This is a genomic window from Cellulosimicrobium sp. SL-1, assembly GCF_011033075.1.
Taxonomy (GTDB): domain Bacteria; phylum Actinomycetota; class Actinomycetes; order Actinomycetales; family Cellulomonadaceae; genus Cellulosimicrobium; species Cellulosimicrobium funkei.
Map to the genome: position 1 here is coordinate 239733 of NZ_JAACJC010000005.1, position 18998 is coordinate 258730.

An 18998-nucleotide genomic window follows, 5' to 3' on the forward strand; every position below is an offset into this window, starting at 1 on the left:
CCGGCTCAGTGGTGGCGCGCGCCGCCGTTCGACGACGGCCGGACGGGCAGCGGCTTCGGCTCCCCGGCGGGGCCGAGGACGGAGACGCGGTCGGGGGCGCCGGGCCGCGCGTCCCGGCGGCTGAGGAGCGTCGTGCCGGACGGGGCAGGGCTCGCCGTGCCGGTCGGTGCGTCGGCCTGCTCGTCGCCGGACGCCGCCGGGGAGGCGGCGTCGGCCGGGGCGTCGGGAGCGGGTGCCGTCTTCTCCCCCTCGGGCGCGGGCGTCGGCTCGGCCGGCACCCCCGCCGCGATCCCGGCGAGCCCGGGCCCGCCGATCCCCGGGACGGACCGGACGAGCGGGAGCTCGCGCGTCCCGGTGCCCGACGCACGGCCGCCCTCCGCGGTGCGCTCGCCCGCCGGGTCGGGCGTCGGCCGCTCCCCCGCCGGATCGTGGGCCGGCCGCTCGTCGTCCGCGTCGCGCTCCGCCGACGCACCGGGCGCGGGCGGGGTGGCCGCCTCGCGGCGACCGGGCGCGGGCGCCGCGACGTCGGCCGCGCGCGTCGACCGTGCGTCGAGGGCCGGGTCGGCCGGCAGGACGCCGCGGTTCAGCTCGCCGTACGGAACGTGGACCGACGGCGCGACCCGGCGCGCCGCCTCGACCACGGCGCGCTGGTCGTCGAAGAAGATGTGCGGCCGCAGCACCTCGAGCACGCCGCCCTTGTCCACGCCCCCGAGGAAGAACGCGTCGTCGACCGTCACGCCCCACGAGGAGAGCGTCGCGACCGCGCGCTCGTGCGCCGGGGCCGAGCGGGCCGTGACGAGCGAGACGTGCACGCGCGGCCGGTAGGACGGGTCCGTCGCGTGCCGCTCACGCTCGACCACCTGCACGCGGTGGATACCGACGAGGAGCTCGCGCAGCGGCCCCCGGCCGAGCGGCACGTCGGCGTTGAGCACCTCGTGCTCGCGGAACGACGCGAGCCCACCGTCCTGGTAGCGGCGCTCCGAGGAGTCGTCGGCGAGGACGCCGTCGAAGTCGAACGCGATGCGCAGCTCGTCTCCCTCCTCGTCGGCGAACGTCGGGTCGAGCACGTACCCCGCGGGCAGGCCCAGGTCGACGGCGTCGCGCACCGAGCGCTCGTCTGCCGAGAGGAAGAGGTCCACGTGCAGGGGACGGATGAACTCGTGCGGGCTACGCCCCTGGCGGAAGACGGCGCGCGTGATGTCGAGGTCGTGGTGCCGCACCGAGCGCATGACGCGCAGGCCGGTCTCCGGGGAGTTGCGGGACATGACGATGACCTCGACGAGCGGGTCGTCGGCGGAGGGCGCGAGGTCGTTGAGCGCGAGCAGACGGCGCACGAACCCGAAGGCGACGCCGGGGGCCAGCGCGTCGTCGCGGTGGCGCTCCTGGAAGTCGCGGTACGCCGCCTCCCCCTGCGTGCGGAACACGCGGTCGGACTCGGTGAGGTCGAACAGTGCGGACGAGGCGACGCCGACGACGAGGCGGCCCGAGAGGTCGTAACCCATGCGCGCATGATGCCAGGTGCGGGTGACGTGCACGAAGACGCCCGCGAACGGCTCAGGACCGGTCGAGCCACTCCCGGCGCAGCACGCCGAGGACGACGGCGTCGTACCGCACGCCGTCGACGGCGCGGGCGTCGCGGAACCGCGCCTCCTCCACGAGGCCGAGCGCCCGGCCGGCGCGGAGCATCGCGTCGTTCCCGGACCACGTCGCGAGGTCCAGACGGACCCACCCGGTCACGGAGAACAGGTAGCCGATCCAGGCTCCGAGCGCGTCGCGGCCCAGGCCGCGCCCGCGCACCGCGGGGTCGTAGAGGCCGATCCCGACCCGCGCCCACTGCGTCTCGGCCGACTCCCAGTACCAGGAGCACGTCCCGACCAGCCGGTCCTCCTCGTCGGCGACCACGACGCGGCGCGGCGGGAGGCCGTCGTCGTCGAGACCTTCGGGGCGGGCGGCCTGCGCGGCCGCCGCGAGCGCGAGGCGTGCGACCGCCGCGTCGGACGCGGCGTCGTCGGGCACGGGGTAGTACGGGCCGTCCCAGCGGTGCCACTCGTGCTCCGGGCGCAGCCACTCGCGGTACGCCGCGAGGTCGTCCGCGCGCCACCCGCGCAGACGGGCGCGCGACCCGGCGGCGTACAGGGGCACGCCGCCGGGTGCGCGCTCGATCACTCCGTGCCCGGCTCCGCCGACGTGTCGTCGGCAGCCGGCGCGTCGTCCGCGCCGTCGTGCTCGTGGGCGTGCGCGGCGGCCGCCGCGATCGTCGCGAGCGTGGCCTTGACCGCGGCCCGCGCCTCCGACGTGACCTCCGGCAGGACCGGGACGGCGGGCTGCGGGAGGGTGATCCCGGTGTCCTTCGGCGCCGAGGCGCCCGAGCCGGAACCGCGCTTGCGGCGCGACCGCGAGCGGCCGCCCTCGGCGGGCTCCTCGGCGGCGGCGCCGCCCCCGCTGCCCCCGGCGTTCCCGTTGCCGTTGCCGTGGTTGCCGTGGTCGTGGCCGCCGCGGTTGCCGCCCGACTTCTCGATCGGGTCGGTGTGCACGATGAACCCGCGCCCGTGGCAGTGCTCGCACGTCTCGCTGAACGCCTCGACGAGGCCCTGGCCCACGCGCTTGCGCGTCATCTGGACGAGGCCCAGCGACGTGACCTCCGCGACCTGGTGCTTGGTCCGGTCCCGGCCCAGGCACTCGACGAGGCGGCGCAGCACGAGGTCGCGGTTCGACTCGAGCACCATGTCGATGAAGTCGATGACGATGATGCCGCCGATGTCGCGCAGCCGGAGCTGGCGGACGATCTCCTCGGCCGCCTCGAGGTTGTTGCGCGTCACCGTCTCCTCGAGCGTGCCGCCCGAGCCGGTGAACTTGCCGGTGTTGACGTCGACGACGGTCATCGCCTCGGTGCGGTCGATGACGAGCGACCCGCCCGAGGGCAGCCAGACCTTGCGGTCCATGCCCTTGGCGAGCTGCTCGTCGACGCGGTGCACCGTGAAGACGTCCTGCGTGCCCGTCCACTTCGAGACGCGCTCGCGCAGGTCGGGCGCGAGCTCCTCGACGTACGTCGAGATCTCCGACCACGCCCCGTCACCCTCGACGACGAGCGAGCTGAAGTCGTCGTTGAAGATGTCGCGGACGACGCGGATCGCGAGGTCCGGCTCGCCCTGGAGCAGGGCGGGTGCCGACGCGCTCTTCGACTTCTTCTCGATGGCCTCCCACTGGCCGCGCAGGCGCTCGACGTCGGCGCGCAGCTCCTCCTCGCTCGCGCCCTCGGCGGCGGTGCGCACGATGACGCCCGCGCCGTCGGGCACGACCTCCTTGAGGATCTTCTTCAGGCGGTTGCGCTCGGTGTCGGGGAGCTTGCGGCTGATGCCGGTCATGCCGCCGCCGGGGACGAACACGAGGTAGCGGCCCGCGAGCGTGATCTGCGACGTGAGGCGTGCGCCCTTGTGCCCGATCGGGTCCTTGGTGACCTGCACGAGCACGGAGTCGCCCGACTTGAGCGCCTGCTCGATGCGGCGCGGCTGGCCCTCGAGCCCGGCCGCGTCCCAGTTCACCTCGCCCGCGTACAGGACGGCGTTGCGGCCCTTGCCGACGTCGATGAACGCGGCCTCCATGCTGGGCAGCACGTTCTGGACACGGCCCAGGTACACGTTGCCCGCCATCGACGCCTGCGACTGCTGCGAGACGTAGTGCTCGACGAGCACGCCGTCCTCGAGCACGGCGATCTGCGTGCGGCCGCCGCGCTCGCGCACGACCATCGACCGCTCGACCGACTCGCGCCGCGCGAGGAACTCTGCCTCGGTGATGATCTGGCGACGACGACCCGCGTCGCGGCCCTCGCGGCGGCGCTGGCGCTTCGCCTCGAGCCGCGTGGAGCCCTTGAGCGCGGTGACCTCGTCGGCCAGGCTGCGCTCGCGCGGGCGGGAGCGCGTCGTGGTCGTCTCGCCCTCGCCCCGGCTCCCGCGGCGGCGGCGGCGACGGCGGCGGCTGCCGCCCGCCTCGTCCTCGCCCTGCTCGTCCCCGGCCTCGTGGTCTGTCTGCTCGGCGTCGGCCGGCGCGGCCGCGTCGGCCGGCTCGTCGTCCTGCGCCGACGGCGTGGCGTCGTCCTCGTCCTCGTCGCGGTCCTGCTCGCGGTCCTGGTCACGTCCCCCGTCCGGGCGACCACGACGCCCGCGGCCACCACGACGGCGGCGGCGGCGCGGGCCGGCGTCGGAGTCGGAGTCGGCGTCGTCGGCCGCAGGCTGCTCGTCGGGCTCCTCCGCCTCGTCGAGCTCGACGAAGTCCTCCGGCCCGAACGCGTCCTCGGGCACCTCGACGCCCTCGGCGACGAGCTCGGACTCGATGGCCTCGATCTCCTCGACCGCGGCCGCGTCCTCGCCCGTGAGGACGAGCTCGGCGGCGGCGGGCTCCTCGACGGGGGTCGACGGCTCAGCCGTCTGCGACTCGGACGTGCGCGACTCGGCCGTGCGCAGCTCGGCCGTGCGGGACGCGGGCCCCGACGCCCTCCGGCCGCGACGGCCGCGGGTCCCGGTGGTGGGCTCGGGCGTCGCCGTCGGCTCCGTCGTGGCGACCGGCTCCGTCGTGGCGACCGGCTCCGTCGCCGCGGGTGCCGGGGCGGCGGGCTCGACGTGGCGCGGCGGCCCGGCCGGGCTCTGCGCGCGACGCGGACGGCGCGGCGCGGCGGCGGGGTCGGGCGCCTGGAACAGCAGGGCGGTCGTCGCGAGGCGCGGGGTGCTGGTCCCCGCTCCCGTCGCGGCGGGCGACGCCGGGCCGCCGGCCGGGGCCGACGACGCGGGAGCGGCCGGGGCCTCGGGCGCGGCCGGGCTCTCGGCCGCGGCGGTCGCCTCCGGTGCCGCCTCGGCGGCGGGCTTCGAGGTGGCGCGGCGCGAGCGGCGCGCCGGCTTCTTCGCGGGCTCCGCGGACGCCGGCGCCTCCGACTCGGCGGGCGTCGGCTCGGCGGCGGACGGCGCGTCGGCCACCGCCGGGGCAGCAGCCTCGGCGGCCGGGGCCGCGGTCTCGGCGGCCGGGGCCGCTGCCGCGGAGGTCGCGCGGCGCGAGCGGCGCGCGGGCTTCTTCGCGGCGGGCGTCTCGACGGGCTCGGCCGTCGTCGGCGCGCCGGACGGCGCGGTGTCAGCGGACGGGGCGTCCGGCTCGGCGACCGGCGCGGCCTCGACGGCCGGAGCCTGCGCGGTCGTACGCGTCGCCCGGGTGCGCTTCGCGCGACGCGGGGCGTCGGCGGCTCCCAGCAGGGCGTCGGCGTCGGGCGCCACCGCCGCGGCGGGGGCGGGGGCCTGCTCGGCGGCGGGCGGTGCGCTGAGGCCGAACTCGGAGAGGACGTCGAGCGGCGCGTCGCCTGCCGGGGCCTTCGCCTTCTTGCCGCCACCCTGGGCGCGGCGCGTCGCGCGGGCGCGCGGGGCGGGCTCTGCCACCACCGGCTCCGCCGCGGCGTCGGCGGCCGCGGGGCTCGCGTCTGCCGGGACGTCGGCCGGGGCGGACGCAGCGGGAGCCGCGTCGGCCGCCGGAGCGGCGACGGACGGCGTGGTGCGGGTCGCGCGACGCGAGCGGCGCGCGGGCGGGGTCGTGGCCTCGGCCACGGGTGCGGTCGCGGGCGCCTCGGGCGCCGGGGTCGCGTCCGCGGTGGCCGCGGGCGCGGCGACGTCGGAAGCAGCCGTCACCGCGGGGGGAGTCTGCGGCGGTGCCGCGCTGCGCGTCGCGCGGCGGCGGGCGGGCTTGCGCGCCGGGGTCGTCGGGCTCTCGGCCCGGTCCGCGGCGGCGTCCGCCGTCGACTCTGAGGGGGTGCTGTCGGAGGTGCTGTCGAGCGTCACGCGTCGTGCTCCTGCTGCCACAGGGACCGCCCCGCACCGTGCGGCCCGTCGGGCGGTCGGTCGTCGCTCGGGACGAGCGCACCGGAGCGCGTCGTCCGGCGACGGAAGTCGTCGGTCACGGCCGCGGTCCGCGTGCGCGGCGCGGGCGCCTGCCACCGGGCCCTTCGCCCCGGTCGGCGCGCCGACTGCCGCGGTCCGCTGGTGCCGCGATCTCGTGCTCGCCGGGTGAGCGATGCGGAGCCCGCCCGGCTCCGCCCAGTATCGCACAGGGGTGCGGACGAACCCGGGCGACACGCACCGCGCCCCGGGCCGCCCGTCCCGCCCGACCGGGACCAACGTCCCGGGACCTTGTGAACATAGTCACAAGCGGCGTGTTTTCAGTACTCCTCGTCATTTCCGGCCCTGCCGATACGGCAGATTGGAACTACCGTCGGAGGAGGCGACCGGTCGCCCGGCCGTCTGCTCCGGCAACACTCCCCTACGCCGTTGTCCCTTCCCCGACCCGGTCGGGCCCCCCGAGGAGCGCACGTGGATGCCCTAGCCCTGGCGCGGTGGCAGTTCGCCATCACGACCGTCTACCACTTCATCTTCGTCCCGCTGACGATCGGCCTGTCGCCCCTCGTCGCGATCATGCAGACGGCGTGGGTCCGCACCGGCAACGAGCGCTGGCTGCGCCTGACGAAGTTCTTCGGCAAGCTGCTGCTCATCAACTTCGCGCTCGGCGTCGTGACCGGCATCGTGCAGGAGTTCCAGTTCGGCATGAACTGGAGCGAGTACTCGCGCTTCGTCGGCGACGTGTTCGGTGCGCCGCTCGCCATGGAGGCGCTCGCCGCGTTCTTCATCGAGTCGACGTTCCTCGGCCTGTGGATCTTCGGGTGGGACCGCCTCAACAAGAAGGTGCACCTCGCGTGCATCTGGGCGGTTGCGATCGCGACCAACCTCTCCGCGTTCTTCATCCTCGCCGCGAACTCGTGGATGCAGCACCCCGTCGGCGCGATCTTCAACCCCGAGACCGGGCGCGCCGAGATGAACGACATCGGCGCCGTCCTCACGAACAACACCCTCTGGGCCGCGTTCCCGCACCAGATCACGGCGACCTTCCTCACCGCGGGCACGTTCGTCACGGGCATCGCCGCTTGGTGGATGGTCCGCCTCGTGCGCACCCGCAAGGCGGAGAACGTCGAGCTCGCGCGCGACGTCTACCGCCCGGCCGTCACGCTCGGCGTCATCGCCATGCTCGTCGGCGGTCTCGGGGTCGCGGTCTCCGGCGACATCCAGGGCAAGATCATGTACGAGCAGCAGCCCGGCAAGATGTCGTCGGCCGAGGCGCTCTGCCAGGGCTCGGAGGGCGCCGCGTTCTCCATCCTCACGATCGGCGACCTGTCGAACTCGTGCGAGAACGTCCGGCACCTCATCGAGATCCCCGGTCTCGCGTCCTACCTCGGCACGGGCCACTTCTCCGGGCCGGAGAGCTACCTGCCCGGCGTCGAGGACGTCCAGGAGCAGATGACCGAGCGCTACGGCGACGTCACCGCCTCCGGCGACCCCGTCACGTACACGCCGAACCTCGCGATGACCTACTGGTCCTTCCGGCTCATGATCGGCATGGCCGCCGGCTCCGTGCTCCTCGCGCTCATGGCGCTGTGGCTCACCCGCAAGGGCCGGGTCACGGACAACAAGTGGTTCGCGCGCGTCGGCCTCATCGCCATCCCCATGCCGTTCCTCGCGAACTCGTTCGGCTGGATCTTCACCGAGATGGGCCGCCAGCCCTGGGTCGTCGCGCCGAACCCGACGGGCATCGACCAGATCCGCCTGCTCACCGAGCGCGGCGTGTCCACCGTGGTGAGCCCCGGCGTGGTGCTGACGTCGATGATCGTCTTCACGCTCGTCTACGGCGCGCTGGCCGCGGTCTGGTTCACGCTCATGCGGCGCTACGCGATCGAGGGCGTCCCGCTCACGGTCCGCGACGAGTCCCCGGAGGCCCAGGAGCCGCCGGACGAGGACTCCGAGTCCGCCGACCGTCCGCTGTCCTTCGCGTACTGACCCGACGCGCCTGAACCCGCCCAGAAAACTCAGGAGACACCGTGGATCTCGCCGTCGTCTGGTTCGTGCTCATCGCGGTCCTGTGGACCGGCTACCTCGTGCTCGAGGGCTTCGACTTCGGGGTCGGCATGCTGCTGTCGATCCTCCCGCGCGGTGACAAGGAGCACCGCGAGAAGGAGCGCCGCGTCCTCATCAACACCATCGGCCCCGTCTGGGACGGGAACGAGGTCTGGCTGCTCACCGCGGGCGGCGCGACGTTCGCCGCCTTCCCCGAGTGGTATGCGACCCTCTTCTCCGGCTTCTACCTGCCGCTCCTGCTCATCCTCGTCGCGCTCATCGTGCGCGGCGTCGCGTTCGAGTACCGCGGCAAGATCCGCGACGACGGCTGGGCGCGCCGCTGCGACGTCGCGATCCAGGTCGGGTCGTGGGTCCCCGCCGTGCTGTGGGGCGTCGCGTTCGCCAACCTCGTGCGTGGCGTGCAGCTCGACGCCGACCACCAGTTCGTCGGCGGCTTCTTCTCGCTCCTGTCGCCGTTCGCGCTCCTCGGCGGTCTCGTCACGCTGAGCCTGTTCCTGCTGCACGGCTCGGTCTTCGTCGCGCTCAAGACCGACGGCGACATCCGCGCCCGCGCCCGTCAGCACGCCTCGGTCTTCGGCGTGGCCGCGCTCGTGCTCGCCGGCGGCTGGGCCGTCTGGGCCCAGGTCGCGTACTCGGTGCCCTGGACGTGGGCCGCCGTCGTGCTCGCCGCGGCCGGGCTCGTGACGACGCTCCTCGCGAACCGCAAGGGCTCCGAGGGACGCGCGTTCACGGCGTCGGCCCTCACGATCGTCGCCGCCGTCGTGCTGATCTTCGGCTCGATGTACCCCGACGTGATGCCCGCCGTCGACCCGGCGAACTCGCTGACGGTGCACAACGCGTCGTCGACCGACTACACGCTCACCGTGATGACGTGGGTCGCCGTGATCCTCACGCCGCTCGTCATCGCCTACCAGTCGTGGACCTACTGGGTGTTCCGCCGCCGCCTGTCGACGAAGGACATCCCCGCGCCCGCCGGCCTGTCGCTCAAGAAGGTCCGCGAGGCGGCGTTCGGCGGGGCGTCCTCGGGCGGCTCGACCGGCCGCGGCCTGACCGACGGCGGGGGCACCGGCTCGTGAAGCCGCTCGACCCGCGGCTCCTGCGCCACGCGCGGGCCGCGCGAGGGTACGTCGTCCTGACGGCGGTGCTCGGGTTCGCCACGGCGGCCCTGGTCGTCGCCCAGGCCCTCGTCCTCGCGTCGGTCCTCGCGCCGGCCGTCCAGGGGACGGCCGACCTGGCCGACCTGGGGCCGCGGGTCGGGCTGCTCGCCGCCGTCGTCGCCGCGCGCGCCGGCACCTCGTGGGCGCAGGAGCGCTTCGCACTGCGTGCCGCGACGCGCACCGTCGCCGAGCTGCGCGAGCAGGTCGTCACGCACGCCGTGACGCTCGGCCCGCGGTGGCTGGCCTCGGGGCGCGGCCCCGAGGTCGCGACGCTCGCGACGCGCGGGCTCGACCAGCTCGAGCCCTACATGGTGCGGTACCTGCCCCAGCTCCTGCTCGCCGCCACCGTCACGCCCGCGACGCTCGCCGTCGTGCTGGGCCTGGACTGGGTCTCGGCCGTGATCATCGCCGTGACCATCCCCCTCGTCCCGATCTTCATGACGCTCGTCGGGCGCCTCACCGCGGGGACGTCGGAGCGGCGCCTCGTCGTCATGCAGCGGCTCGGCGCGCAGGTGCTCGACCTGCTCGCCGGCCTGCCGACGCTCCTCGCGTTCGGTCGCGCGCGCGGCCCCGAGCGGCGCGTGCGCGCGCTCGGCGAGGCCAACCGCCGCGCCACGATGGGCACGCTGCGCGTCGCGTTCCTCTCCGGCATGGTGCTCGAGCTCCTCACGACGCTGTCCGTCGCGGTCGTGGCCGTGGGCGTCGGCCTGCGCCTCGTGCACGGCGGCATGGAGCTCGAGCCGGCGCTCGCCGTGCTCGTGCTCGCGCCCGAGGTCTACCTCCCGCTGCGCCAGGTCGGCCTGCACTTCCACGCCTCGACCGACGGCATCGCCGCGGCCGAGCAGGCGTTCGCCGTCCTCGACGAGGACGCGCCCGCGCCGGGCACCGCGCCCGCGCCCGCGCTCGCCGGGACGACGCTCGCCCTGCGCGGCGTGAGCGTGCGGGCCGGGGACCGCGACGTGCTCGCGCCCGCCGACCTCGACCTCGAGCTCCGGCTCGGGACCTCGAGCGGCCGCGTCGTGGCCCTCACCGGGCCGAGCGGCGCGGGAAAGACGACGACGGCGATGGTCCTGCTCGGCCTCGTGCGGCCCGACCGCGGCACCGCGACCCTCACCGCGCCCGACGGCGCCCGGCTCGACCTGGCCGACGTCGACCCCCAGACGTACTGGCCCCAGGTCGCGTGGCTCCCCCAGCGCCCCGTGCTCGCGCCGGGGCGGCTGCGCGACGTCGTCGCCGGCGGCCTGGACGTCACCGACGCCGACCTCGACCGCGCGGCGCGCACCGCCGGCCTCGACACGGTGCTCGCCGCGCTGCCCGCGGGCTGGGACACCGAGGTCGGGCGCGGCGGCGTCGGGCTGAGCGTCGGCCAGCGCCAGCGCGTCGCGCTCGCCGCGGCGCTGCTCGGCGACCCGGCGCGCGTCCCGCTCGTCGTGCTCGACGAGCCGACGGCCCACCTGGACGCGCGCGGCGAGCAGGTGGTGCTCGACGCCGTGCGGGCGTTCCGCGACCAGGGGCGCACCGTCGTCGTGGTCGCGCACCGTGCCTCGCTCGTGCGCGCGGCGGACGACGTCGTCGAGGTCCGCTCCGCACGGCTCGAGCCGTCCCCGGCGAGCCCGGGCGTCGACCCGGCCGACCCCTGGGACACCGCCGTGGCGGTCGGCGCCGCCACCTCCACGACCCCCGAGGGGAGCGTCCCGTGACCGGACCTCGTGCCCGCCTCGCCGCCGACCCGCTGTGGCGGGCGGTCGGGCTGCTCGACGTGCGCTGGCGCCGCGTCGTGTGGGCGGTCGTGCTCGGCACGCTCTCGCTCGGGAGCGCCGTCGGCCTCGCGGCCGCCGCGGCGTGGCTCATCGCGCGCGCCTCGCAGATGCCGCCGGTCCTCACGCTGTCCGTCGCGGTCGTCGGCGTGCGCGCGTTCGGCATCTCGCGCGGCGTCTTCCGGTACCTGGAGCGGCTCGCGTCGCACGACGTCGCGCTGCGCGGCATGGCGTCCCTGCGCGCCAACCTCTACACCGCGCTGGCGCAGGGCTCGCCCGCCGCGCTCGTGGGGCTGCGGCGGGGCGACCTGCTCGCGCGCGTCGGCGCGGACGTCGACGCGGTCGGTGACGTGGTCGTGCGCGCGTTCGTGCCCGCCGGGGTCGCGCTCGCCGTGTCGGTGGGGTCCGTCGTGCTCGTGGGCGCCTTCCTGCCCGCGGCCGGGGTAGCGCTCGCGCTGTGCCTCCTGCTCGCCGCCGTCGTCGCGCCGTGGCTCTCCGCCCGGTCGGCGCGCGAGGTCGAGGCGCGCGGCGCCACGACGCGCGCGGCGATGACCGCCACGACGCTGGAGATCCTCGAGGAGTCCGGGCCGCTCGCCGTGTCCGGGCGCCTCGGCACGCGCCTGGACGACCTGCGCGCGACCGACCGGGCGCTGGCCCGCGTGACCGACGACGGCGCCCGCCCCGCCGGGGTCGCGGCCGGGATCGCCGCGCTCGCCGTCGGCCTCGCGGTGCTCGCGTCGCTCCTGCTCGGCATCCCGGCCGTCACCGCCGGCACGCTCGCGCCCGTCGAGCTGTCCGTCATCGTCCTCACGCCCCTCGCGGTGTTCGAGGCGGCGAACACGCTGCCCGGAGCCGCCGTCCAGCTCCACCGCTCGCGGCAGGCCGCCGCGCGCGTCGTCGGGCTCCTCGACGGGCCGACGCCCGCGGCCGGCCGCGCGCCGACCCCCGCCCCCGGCGAGTCGGGCCGCGCCCCCGACCCGCGCACGTCCCTCGTGCTCGACGACGTCGCGGCCGGCTGGCCGGGCACCGGACGCACCGTCGTCGAGGGCGTCGACCTGGCGCTCACGCCGGGCCGTGCGGTCGCCGTCGTCGGGCCGTCGGGCGTCGGCAAGACGACGCTGCTCGCGACCGCCGCCGGGCTCGTCCCGGGGGTCGCGGGGCGCGTGCTCCTCGACGGCGTCCCGACGGCCGACCTCGCGCGCGAGGACGTGGCGCACCACGTCGTGCTCGTCGCGGAGGACGGGCACGTGTTCGACACGACCGTGCTGGAGAACCTGCGCGTCGCGCGCGGCGACGTCACGACCGAGGAGGCCGAGGCCGCCCTGCGGGCCGTCGGCCTCGACCCGTGGCTCGCCGCGCTGCCCGACGGACTGGAGACGTTGCTCGGCCCCGACGCCACCACGGTCTCGGGCGGCGAGCGCCGCCGTCTGCTCGTGGCGCGCGCGCTCCTGTCCCCCGCGCCGCTGCTGCTGCTCGACGAGCCCGCGGAGCACCTCGACGCCGCGGGTGCCGACGCGCTCGTGCGGCACCTCGTCGCGACGACGCGCGCCGCGCAGGACCGGCGCGGCGTCGTCCTCGCGACGCACCGGCTGAGCGCGCTGGAGGCGGTCGACGAGGTGCTGCTGCTCGGGGTCCCCGACGGCGCGCCGGACGGCGCCCCCGCGCGCGTCGTCGCGCGCGGGACGCACGCCGAGCTGCTCGGGCTCCCCGCCTACCGCTGGGCGCTCGACCAGGAGGCCCCCGCGGTGCGGTGAGCCCGCGACGTCAGCCCTCGCCGAGGCGCGCGAGGAACAGCGCCTCGCCGACCGCGAGGTTCTCGATCTCGCTGGGCGCGACCGACTCGTTCGGCGCGTGGATGAGGCACGCGGGCTCCTCGACGCCGAGGAGCACGATCTCCGCGTCCGGGTACTGGCCCGCGAGCACGTTGCACAGCGGGATCGAGCCGCCCTGGCCCGCGGTGACCGTCTCGCGCCCGTACGCGTCCGCGAGCGCCCCCGTGAGCGTGTCGAACACGTGCCCGCTCGTGCGCGCCGCGAACGGCTGCCCGACGGCGTCGCGCTCGACCCGAACGCGCACCCCCCAGGGCGCGTGGGCCTCGAGGTGCGCGACGAGCTTGTCCTGCAGGTCCTGGGCGTCGGCGCCGGGCGGTACGCGCAGGTTGAGCCGCGCCGAAGCGCGCGGCTGGATCGCGGCCGCGGAGCCGACGACGCTCGGCGCGTCGATCCCGAGGATCGTCACGACGGGCCGCGCCCACAGCCGGTCGGCGACGCTGCCGGTCCCGACGAGCCCGACGCCGTCGAGCACGCCCGCGTCGCGGCGGAACTGGTCCTCGTCGTACGCGACGCCGTCCCACGTGCCGTGCGCGACGGCGGGCGGCACGCCGTCGATGGTCGTGTCGCCGTGCTCGTCGCGCAGGCTCGCGAGGATCGCGACGAGAGCCGCGAGCGCGTCGGGGGCGGCGCCTCCGAACATGCCGGAGTGGATCTCGCCCTCGAGCGCCTCGACGTGCACGACGACGTTCGCCGCACCGCGCAGGGTCACCGTGAGCGTCGGGAGGCCGAGCTCGGCGTTGCCGGTGTCCTGGACGAGCATCGCGTCGGCCGCGAGCGCCCCGGGGTTCGCCTCGACCCACCGGTCGAGGCCGCCCGTGCCCTGCTCCTCGGAGCCCTCGACGACGAGCCGGACCCCGACGGGGAGGTCGTCGCCGCCGAGCGCGCGCAGGGCCCGCAGCGCGGTGAGGTGCGTGACGACGTTCCCCTTGCAGTCCGCGGCGCCGCGCCCGTAGAGGCGACCGTCGCGCTCGGTGAGCTCGAAGGGCGGGCTGGTCCACGCCGCGTCGTCGAGGGGCGGCTGGACGTCGTAGTGCGCGTAGAGCAGGACGGTCGGCGCGCCGTCGGGTCCGGGACGGTGGCCCAGGACGACCTGCGACCCGTCGGGCGTGACCTCCAGGCGCGTGTCGATCCCCTCCGCGCGGAACGCGTCGGCCACCCAGCGCGCGGCGCGCTCGCACTCGGCGCGGGGGTAGAGGCGCTCGTCGGCGACGGACGGGATGGCGACGAGCGTGCGCAGGTCGTCGAGCGCGCGCGGCAGGAGGCCCTGCACGGCGGCGCGCACCTCCTCGACGTGCCCGGTGGCGTCGGGTCGTGCTCCGGTGCTCGGCTGGCTCACGCGTCCTCCTCGGTCGTGGTTCCGGTGGTGGCGTCGGTACCCTCGCCGCCCTGCTCGGTGGTGCGGCCGGGGTCGAGGTCGAGCGAGTCCACGTACGCGTCGAACGCGGCGAGCTGGTCGGGGCAGTAGACCTCGATGACGAGCCGGTCGCCGGCGAGCCGGCGCTCGTCGAGCACGGAGGGCCGCAGGCCGGGGCCGGCGGCCCCGTTCGCCGCGCCGAGGTTGGCGGTCGCCTCGACGAGGGCGGCCGGGTCGGCGCAGAAGCCGCCGCCGTCGTCGCCGAGGACGTCGGCGATCGTCTCCTCGCTGAAGGCGGTGATCCCGATCGCGGCGAACTGCTCGTGCAGCTCGGCCGCCTTCTGCTCGGCCTCGCGCGCGTCGCGGTTCGACCGCACGTTGTCGAACATGATCAGCATGACGGCGCCGAGGGCGACGAGGAGCAGCGCGGCGGCGGTGTACGTGACCCACCGCTTCGACGAGACCGGCTCGGGCTCGTGCTCGGGGACGTGGGAGGGGCGGGACGTGGTCATGCCGCGTCGCCCTCCCCCGCCTCGTCCGCCGCCGCGAGCGCCGCGGCCTCGGGGTCCTTCCAGGACGGCTTGCGCAGCAGGTAGAAGAGCGCCGGGACGAGGATGCCGATGATCCCGAGGCCGCCACCGACGATCAGCACGTAGACGCCCACGTTCCCGCTGGAGAACTGCGCGGGCGGCACGAACCCGATGATCATCGCGGCCACCGAGGCGCAGAACCCGACGACGCACAGGAGCGTCAGCGCGGGCGCGCGGTAGCCGCGCGGGTGGTCGGGTGCCCGACGGCGCAGCCGCACCGCCGCGACGAACAGCAGCAGGTACATGACGAGGTACACCTGCGTCGTGATGACGGACAGGATCCAGTAGGCGCTCGAGACGTCGGGGATGAAGGCGTACAGGAGCGCGATGCCGGTCGTGATGACACCCTGCGTGACGAGGATGTTCTGCTGCACGCCGTGCTTGTTGAGCCGCTGCAGGAACGGCGGCAGGTAGCCCTCCTCGCGCGCGACCGTGAGCAGGCCCTTCGACGGCCCGGCGAGCCAGGTGAGCATGCCGCCGAGCGACGCCGCGATGAGCATGAGGCCGAGGATCGGCGTCAGCCAGCTCACGCCGAAGTTGGCGAAGAACGCGTCGAACGCCTGCATCACCCCGGCGGTCAGGCTGAGCTGGTCGGCGGGGATCACCCAGCTGATCGCGACGGCCGGGAGGATGAAGATCACGAGGACGAGCCCGATCGCCAGGAACATCGACCGCGGGAACTCCGTCGCCGGCCTGCGCAGGCTCGTCACGTGCACCGCGTTCATCTCCATGCCCGCGTACGACAGGAAGTTGTTGACGATGAGCACCAGGGACGCGAGCCCGGTCCAGGCCGGCAGCAGGTGCTGCGCGTCCATCGGCGCGGCCGACGGGTTGCCCTGGGCCAGGAAGACGACGCCGAGCACGACGAGGATCGCGGCCGGGACGAGCGTCCCGATGACGAGGCCCCAGCTCGACAGCCCCGCGACCGTCTTGGTGCCCTGGGAGGAGAGCCACACGCCCGTCCAGAAGAGCACGACGATGACGATCGCCACGTAGAGCCCGTTGCTCGCGAGGCTCGGGTTGATGACGTAGGCGAACGTGCTCGCGACGTACCCGAGCAGGCTCGGGTAGTAGAAGATCGTCATCGCGAACTGGCACCAGATCGCGAGGAACCCGAGCGGCTTCGACACGCCGTCCGCGACCCAGCGGTACACGCCGCCCGACCACCCCGACGCCAGCTCGGCCGACACGAGCGACGTCGGGAGCAGGAACACGAGCGCCGGGACCACGTAGAGGAACACGGCCGCGAGGCCGTAGACCGCCATGGTCGGCGCGGCGCGCAGGCTCGCGACCGACGACGTGATCATGAACGCGAGCGTGAGCCACGTGATGTAGTTCTTCGGTGTCCGTGCCGTGATCGCCGTGCGCACCTCAGCGTGCGTCGGCGCGCCCGTGGACGAGCCCATCCCCCACCCCCGAAGCCGTGACCCCGCCGGGGCCGACCGGGACGGCGCGCGGACGGCGCGTCGTCGGAACACCGCGAACATATCGCCGCGACGCAGGTCGCGCCTGGGGAGTCGTCCGGGGCACGGCCGGGTCGCGGACCGGGCGCCGCACCAGCGCCGAACCGTCTCGGGGCGGCGCGGGCGCGGTGATACGTTCGCGAGGCGGCCCGTCCCGCGCAGCGCGAGGGCCGTGACGACGACACGGACGACCTCAAGGAGCAGCGGTGAAGATCCTCGTGCCCGGCACCATCGCCCTCGACGTGCACGCGGGCCCGGACGACGAGGTCGTCGTGTACGACGCCGCGGCCCCGTTCCGCCCCGAGGACGCCGACGCCGAGGTGCTCGTGGTGTGGGGCGGCTCCGCGGAGAACCTCGCCGACGCCGCGGCGCGGCTCCCGCGCCTGCGCTGGGTCCAGACGCTCGCCGCGGGCCCCGACGCCGTGCTGGCCGCCGGGTTCGGGCCGGACGTGACGATCACCTCCGGCCGGTCCCTGCACGACGGCCCCGTCGCGGAGCACGCGCTCGCGCTGGTCCTCGCCGTCGTGCGCCGGCTCGACGTGCTCGGGGCGGCGCAGCGCGAGCACCGGTGGGACACCGCGGTGAACCAGGCGCAGGCGGACCCGGCGACGGCCGCGCGCTACACGCTCGACGGCGCACGCGTGACCGTGTGGGGCTTCGGCTCGATCGCCGCCCGGCTCGCGCCGCTGCTCGCGGCGCTCGGCGCCGACGTGACGGGCGTCGCGAGCCGCCGCGGCGAGCGGCACGGCTTCCCCGTCGTGACCGACGACGACCTCCCCGACGTGCTCGCCTCGACCGACGTGCTCGTCTCGCTCCTGCCCGCCCTCGACACGACGCGGCACGCGTTCGACGCCGCGCGGATCGACCAGCTCCCCGACCACGCGGTCTTCGTCAACGTCGGCCGCGGCGCCACGGTCGACGAGGACGCGCTCGTCGCCGCGCTGCACGACGGGCGCCTCGGCGGCGCCGCGCTCGACGTCACCGGGTCCGAGCCCCTGCCCACGGAGTCGCCCCTGTGGGACGCGCCGCGCCTGGTCCTCACGCCGCACGTCGCGGGCAACCGGCCCCAGCGCGCGTCCGAGCTCGTCAACGCCAACCTCGACGCGCTCCGCGCGGGCCGCGAGCTCCGCAACGTCGTCCCCCGCTGAGTGCATGGCATCGTCGCGTCGGGTGGGCCCGGACGCGACTTTTTCCTGCACTCAGCGGGGACGCTTCCGGGGTCTACCAGCGGCCGTTGCGGGGCCGCGGCTGGCACCGCGGGCACGTGTACGACGAGCGGTTCATGAACTCGTCGCGCCGGACGGGCGTGCCGCACCGGGGGCACGGCTCGCCCTCCTGCCCGTACACGGCGAGCGACCGCGAGAAGTAGCCGGACTGCCCGTTCACGTTGACGTACAGCGCGTCGAAGCTCGTGCCGCCCTGCGCGAGGGCCTCGGTCATGACCTCGGCCGCCGCGTCGAGCAGGCGGTGCGCCTCGGGACGGCGCAGCGTGTCCGTCGCGCGGGCGTAGTGCAGCCGGGCGCGCCACAGCGCCTCGTCCGCGTAGATGTTGCCGACCCCGGACACGACGGTCTGGTCGAGCAGCGCGCGCTTGACGCCCGTCCGACGACGCCGGATCGCGTCCACCACGTCGTCGCGCCGCAGCGACGGGTCGAGCAGGTCCCGGCCGATGTGCGCGACCGGCGCCGGGACCGCGGCGAGGTCGGAGCCGAGGCCGCCGGGGGCTCCGTCGGGCGTCGGGACGAGGTCCTGGACGGACAGGTGCCCGAACGTGCGCTGGTCGACGAAGTCGAGCGCCTGCGCACCGTAGGCGGTGCGGTCGTCGTGCTCCAGCACGACGCGCACCCGCAGGTGCGGCGAGCGGTCGGCGAGCGCGACGCCGGAGCGGACGAGGAGCTGGCCCGACATCCCGAGGTGGGCCAGCAGGGCGGCGGCGGGGCCGTCGACGGACCCGGCGGCGGGCTCGAGCGGGAGCCAGAGGAACTTGCCGCGGCGCACCGCGGCGCCGAGCCGCTGGCCGAGCAGCTCGTCGCGGAAGCCCGCCGGCCCGCCCTCGTGGCGCCGCACGCTGTAGTCGCGCAGCACCTCCACGTCGACGACGCGGGCGCCCACGACGTGGCGGGCGAGACCGTCACGGACGGTCTCGACCTCGGGCAGCTCAGGCACCGGCGTCCTCGGCGGCGACCGGCGAGGCCGCGGACGCCGCCTCGCGCTCGGCCTGCTCCGCCGCGAGCGCGCGGTACGCGCGCTCCGCGGCCTCCTGCTCGGCGTACTTCTTCGCCGTCCCGCTGCCCGTGCCGTAGAGGCGGCCGTCGAGGTGCACGTACGACGTGAAGACCCGCGCGTGGTCCGGGCCGACGGCGTCGCTCGAGTACGACGGCGCGCTCAGCCCGGCCGCGGCCGCGGCCTCCTGGAGCGACGTCTTCCAGTCGAGCCCGGCGCCCAGACCGGCCGCCGCCGACAGCGTCGGCTCGACGAGCCCGAGCACGAGCCCGCGGGCAGGCTCCAGGCCGTGGCTCAGGTAGACCGCGCCGATGATCGCCTCGACCGTGTCGGAGAGGATCGAGTCCTTGTCGTTGCCGCGCGTGCGGATCTCGCCCTTGCCGAGCAGCACGTACTGCCCCAGGCCGAGCCGGCGCGCGATCGCGGCGAGCGACTTCTGCGAGACGGTCGCGGCCCGCATCTTGGCGAGCTCGCCCTCGGACAGGTCGGGGTGGCGGCGGTAGAGGGTCTCCGTGACGACGAGGCCCAGGACGGTGTCACCGAGGAACTCGAGACGCTCGTTCGTGGGGATGCCGCCGTTCTCGTGCGCGAACGACCGGTGCGTGAGCGCAAGCACGAGAAGCTCGGGGTCCAGATGGACCCCGAGCTTCTCGAGAAGACCGGATGCCGGTGCAGCCGGTGCCACGCG

At 75.6% G+C, this 18998-nt stretch carries 14 protein-coding genes; 5 read left to right on the plus strand and 9 right to left on the minus strand.

The features are described 5' to 3' along the window. Window positions 1–5: 5 nt before the first annotated feature. Genes GWJ10_RS09625 through GWJ10_RS20005 form a run of 4 tightly spaced genes read right to left on the minus strand, consistent with a single transcriptional unit; the run spans window position 6 to window position 5932 of the window. The gene (locus tag GWJ10_RS09625) at window positions 6–1502 is read right to left on the minus strand and encodes a 5'-nucleotidase (RefSeq protein WP_163187110.1); all 1497 of its coding nucleotides are present in this window, start codon (window positions 1500–1502) and stop codon (window positions 6–8) included. Between the two features lie 52 nt (window positions 1503–1554). Beyond that, window positions 1555–2166, minus strand: coding sequence for a GNAT family protein (locus GWJ10_RS09630; RefSeq protein WP_241005735.1), 612 nt, complete (start codon window positions 2164–2166; stop codon window positions 1555–1557). Further along, window positions 2163–5813, minus strand: a complete 3651-nt coding sequence (locus GWJ10_RS09635; protein ID WP_163187112.1) for an Rne/Rng family ribonuclease — start codon at window positions 5811–5813, stop codon at window positions 2163–2165. Before GWJ10_RS09635 ends, GWJ10_RS09630 begins: the two co-directional genes overlap by 4 nt. Next, the gene (locus tag GWJ10_RS20005; protein ID WP_255181389.1) at window positions 5810–5932 is read right to left on the minus strand and encodes a hypothetical protein; all 123 of its coding nucleotides are present in this window, start codon (window positions 5930–5932) and stop codon (window positions 5810–5812) included. Before GWJ10_RS20005 ends, GWJ10_RS09635 begins: the two co-directional genes overlap by 4 nt. A gap of 409 nt (window positions 5933–6341) precedes the next feature. On the opposite strand from GWJ10_RS20005, the gene GWJ10_RS09640 reads away from it, so the two are divergent. The 4 genes from GWJ10_RS09640 to cydC are packed head-to-tail and all read left to right on the plus strand — an operon-like array spanning window position 6342 to window position 12602. Continuing rightward, entirely contained in the window at window positions 6342–7856 is a 1515-nt protein-coding gene (locus tag GWJ10_RS09640; RefSeq protein ID WP_061266797.1) for a cytochrome ubiquinol oxidase subunit I, read from the plus strand. A gap of 41 nt (window positions 7857–7897) precedes the next feature. Next, complete coding sequence (gene cydB / locus GWJ10_RS09645; protein ID WP_163187114.1) at window positions 7898–9010, plus strand: cytochrome d ubiquinol oxidase subunit II; 1113 nt, start codon at window positions 7898–7900, stop codon at window positions 9008–9010. Continuing rightward, on the plus strand, window positions 9007–10791 hold the full coding sequence (gene cydD, locus GWJ10_RS09650; protein WP_163187116.1) for a thiol reductant ABC exporter subunit CydD: 1785 nt from the start codon (window positions 9007–9009) through the stop codon (window positions 10789–10791). Before cydB ends, cydD begins: the two co-directional genes overlap by 4 nt. After that, entirely contained in the window at window positions 10788–12602 is a 1815-nt protein-coding gene (gene cydC, locus GWJ10_RS09655) for a thiol reductant ABC exporter subunit CydC (protein WP_163187118.1), read from the plus strand. Before cydD ends, cydC begins: the two co-directional genes overlap by 4 nt. Before the next feature lie 10 nt (window positions 12603–12612). Here cydC and GWJ10_RS09660 read toward each other — a convergent pair whose 3' ends face one another. The 3 genes from GWJ10_RS09660 to GWJ10_RS09670 are packed head-to-tail and all read right to left on the minus strand — an operon-like array spanning window position 12613 to window position 16030. Further along, on the minus strand, window positions 12613–14016 hold the full coding sequence (locus tag GWJ10_RS09660) for a dipeptidase (RefSeq protein ID WP_086151155.1): 1404 nt from the start codon (window positions 14014–14016) through the stop codon (window positions 12613–12615). Beyond that, window positions 14013–14546, minus strand: coding sequence for a hypothetical protein (locus GWJ10_RS09665; RefSeq protein ID WP_163187120.1), 534 nt, complete (start codon window positions 14544–14546; stop codon window positions 14013–14015). Before GWJ10_RS09665 ends, GWJ10_RS09660 begins: the two co-directional genes overlap by 4 nt. Further along, window positions 14543–16030 carry an APC family permease gene (locus tag GWJ10_RS09670; RefSeq protein ID WP_163187122.1) on the minus strand — a complete coding sequence of 496 codons (1488 nt, stop codon included), beginning with the start codon at window positions 16028–16030 and terminating at the stop codon, window positions 14543–14545. The genes GWJ10_RS09665 and GWJ10_RS09670 overlap by 4 nt, the downstream gene beginning before the upstream one ends. 263 nt (window positions 16031–16293) lie before the next feature. Here GWJ10_RS09670 and GWJ10_RS09675 point away from each other — a divergent pair, with 263 nt between their 5' ends. Then, on the plus strand, window positions 16294–17235 hold the full coding sequence (locus GWJ10_RS09675; protein WP_163187125.1) for an NAD(P)-dependent oxidoreductase: 942 nt from the start codon (window positions 16294–16296) through the stop codon (window positions 17233–17235). 73 nt (window positions 17236–17308) lie between these two features. Here GWJ10_RS09675 and mutM read toward each other — a convergent pair whose 3' ends face one another. Next, window positions 17309–18253 carry a bifunctional DNA-formamidopyrimidine glycosylase/DNA-(apurinic or apyrimidinic site) lyase gene (gene mutM / locus GWJ10_RS09680; RefSeq protein ID WP_085387653.1) on the minus strand — a complete coding sequence of 315 codons (945 nt, stop codon included), beginning with the start codon at window positions 18251–18253 and terminating at the stop codon, window positions 17309–17311. Further along, on the minus strand, window positions 18246–18995 hold the full coding sequence (rnc, locus tag GWJ10_RS09685; protein WP_051028283.1) for a ribonuclease III: 750 nt from the start codon (window positions 18993–18995) through the stop codon (window positions 18246–18248). The genes mutM and rnc overlap by 8 nt, the downstream gene beginning before the upstream one ends. Window positions 18996–18998: the final 3 nt, after the last annotated feature.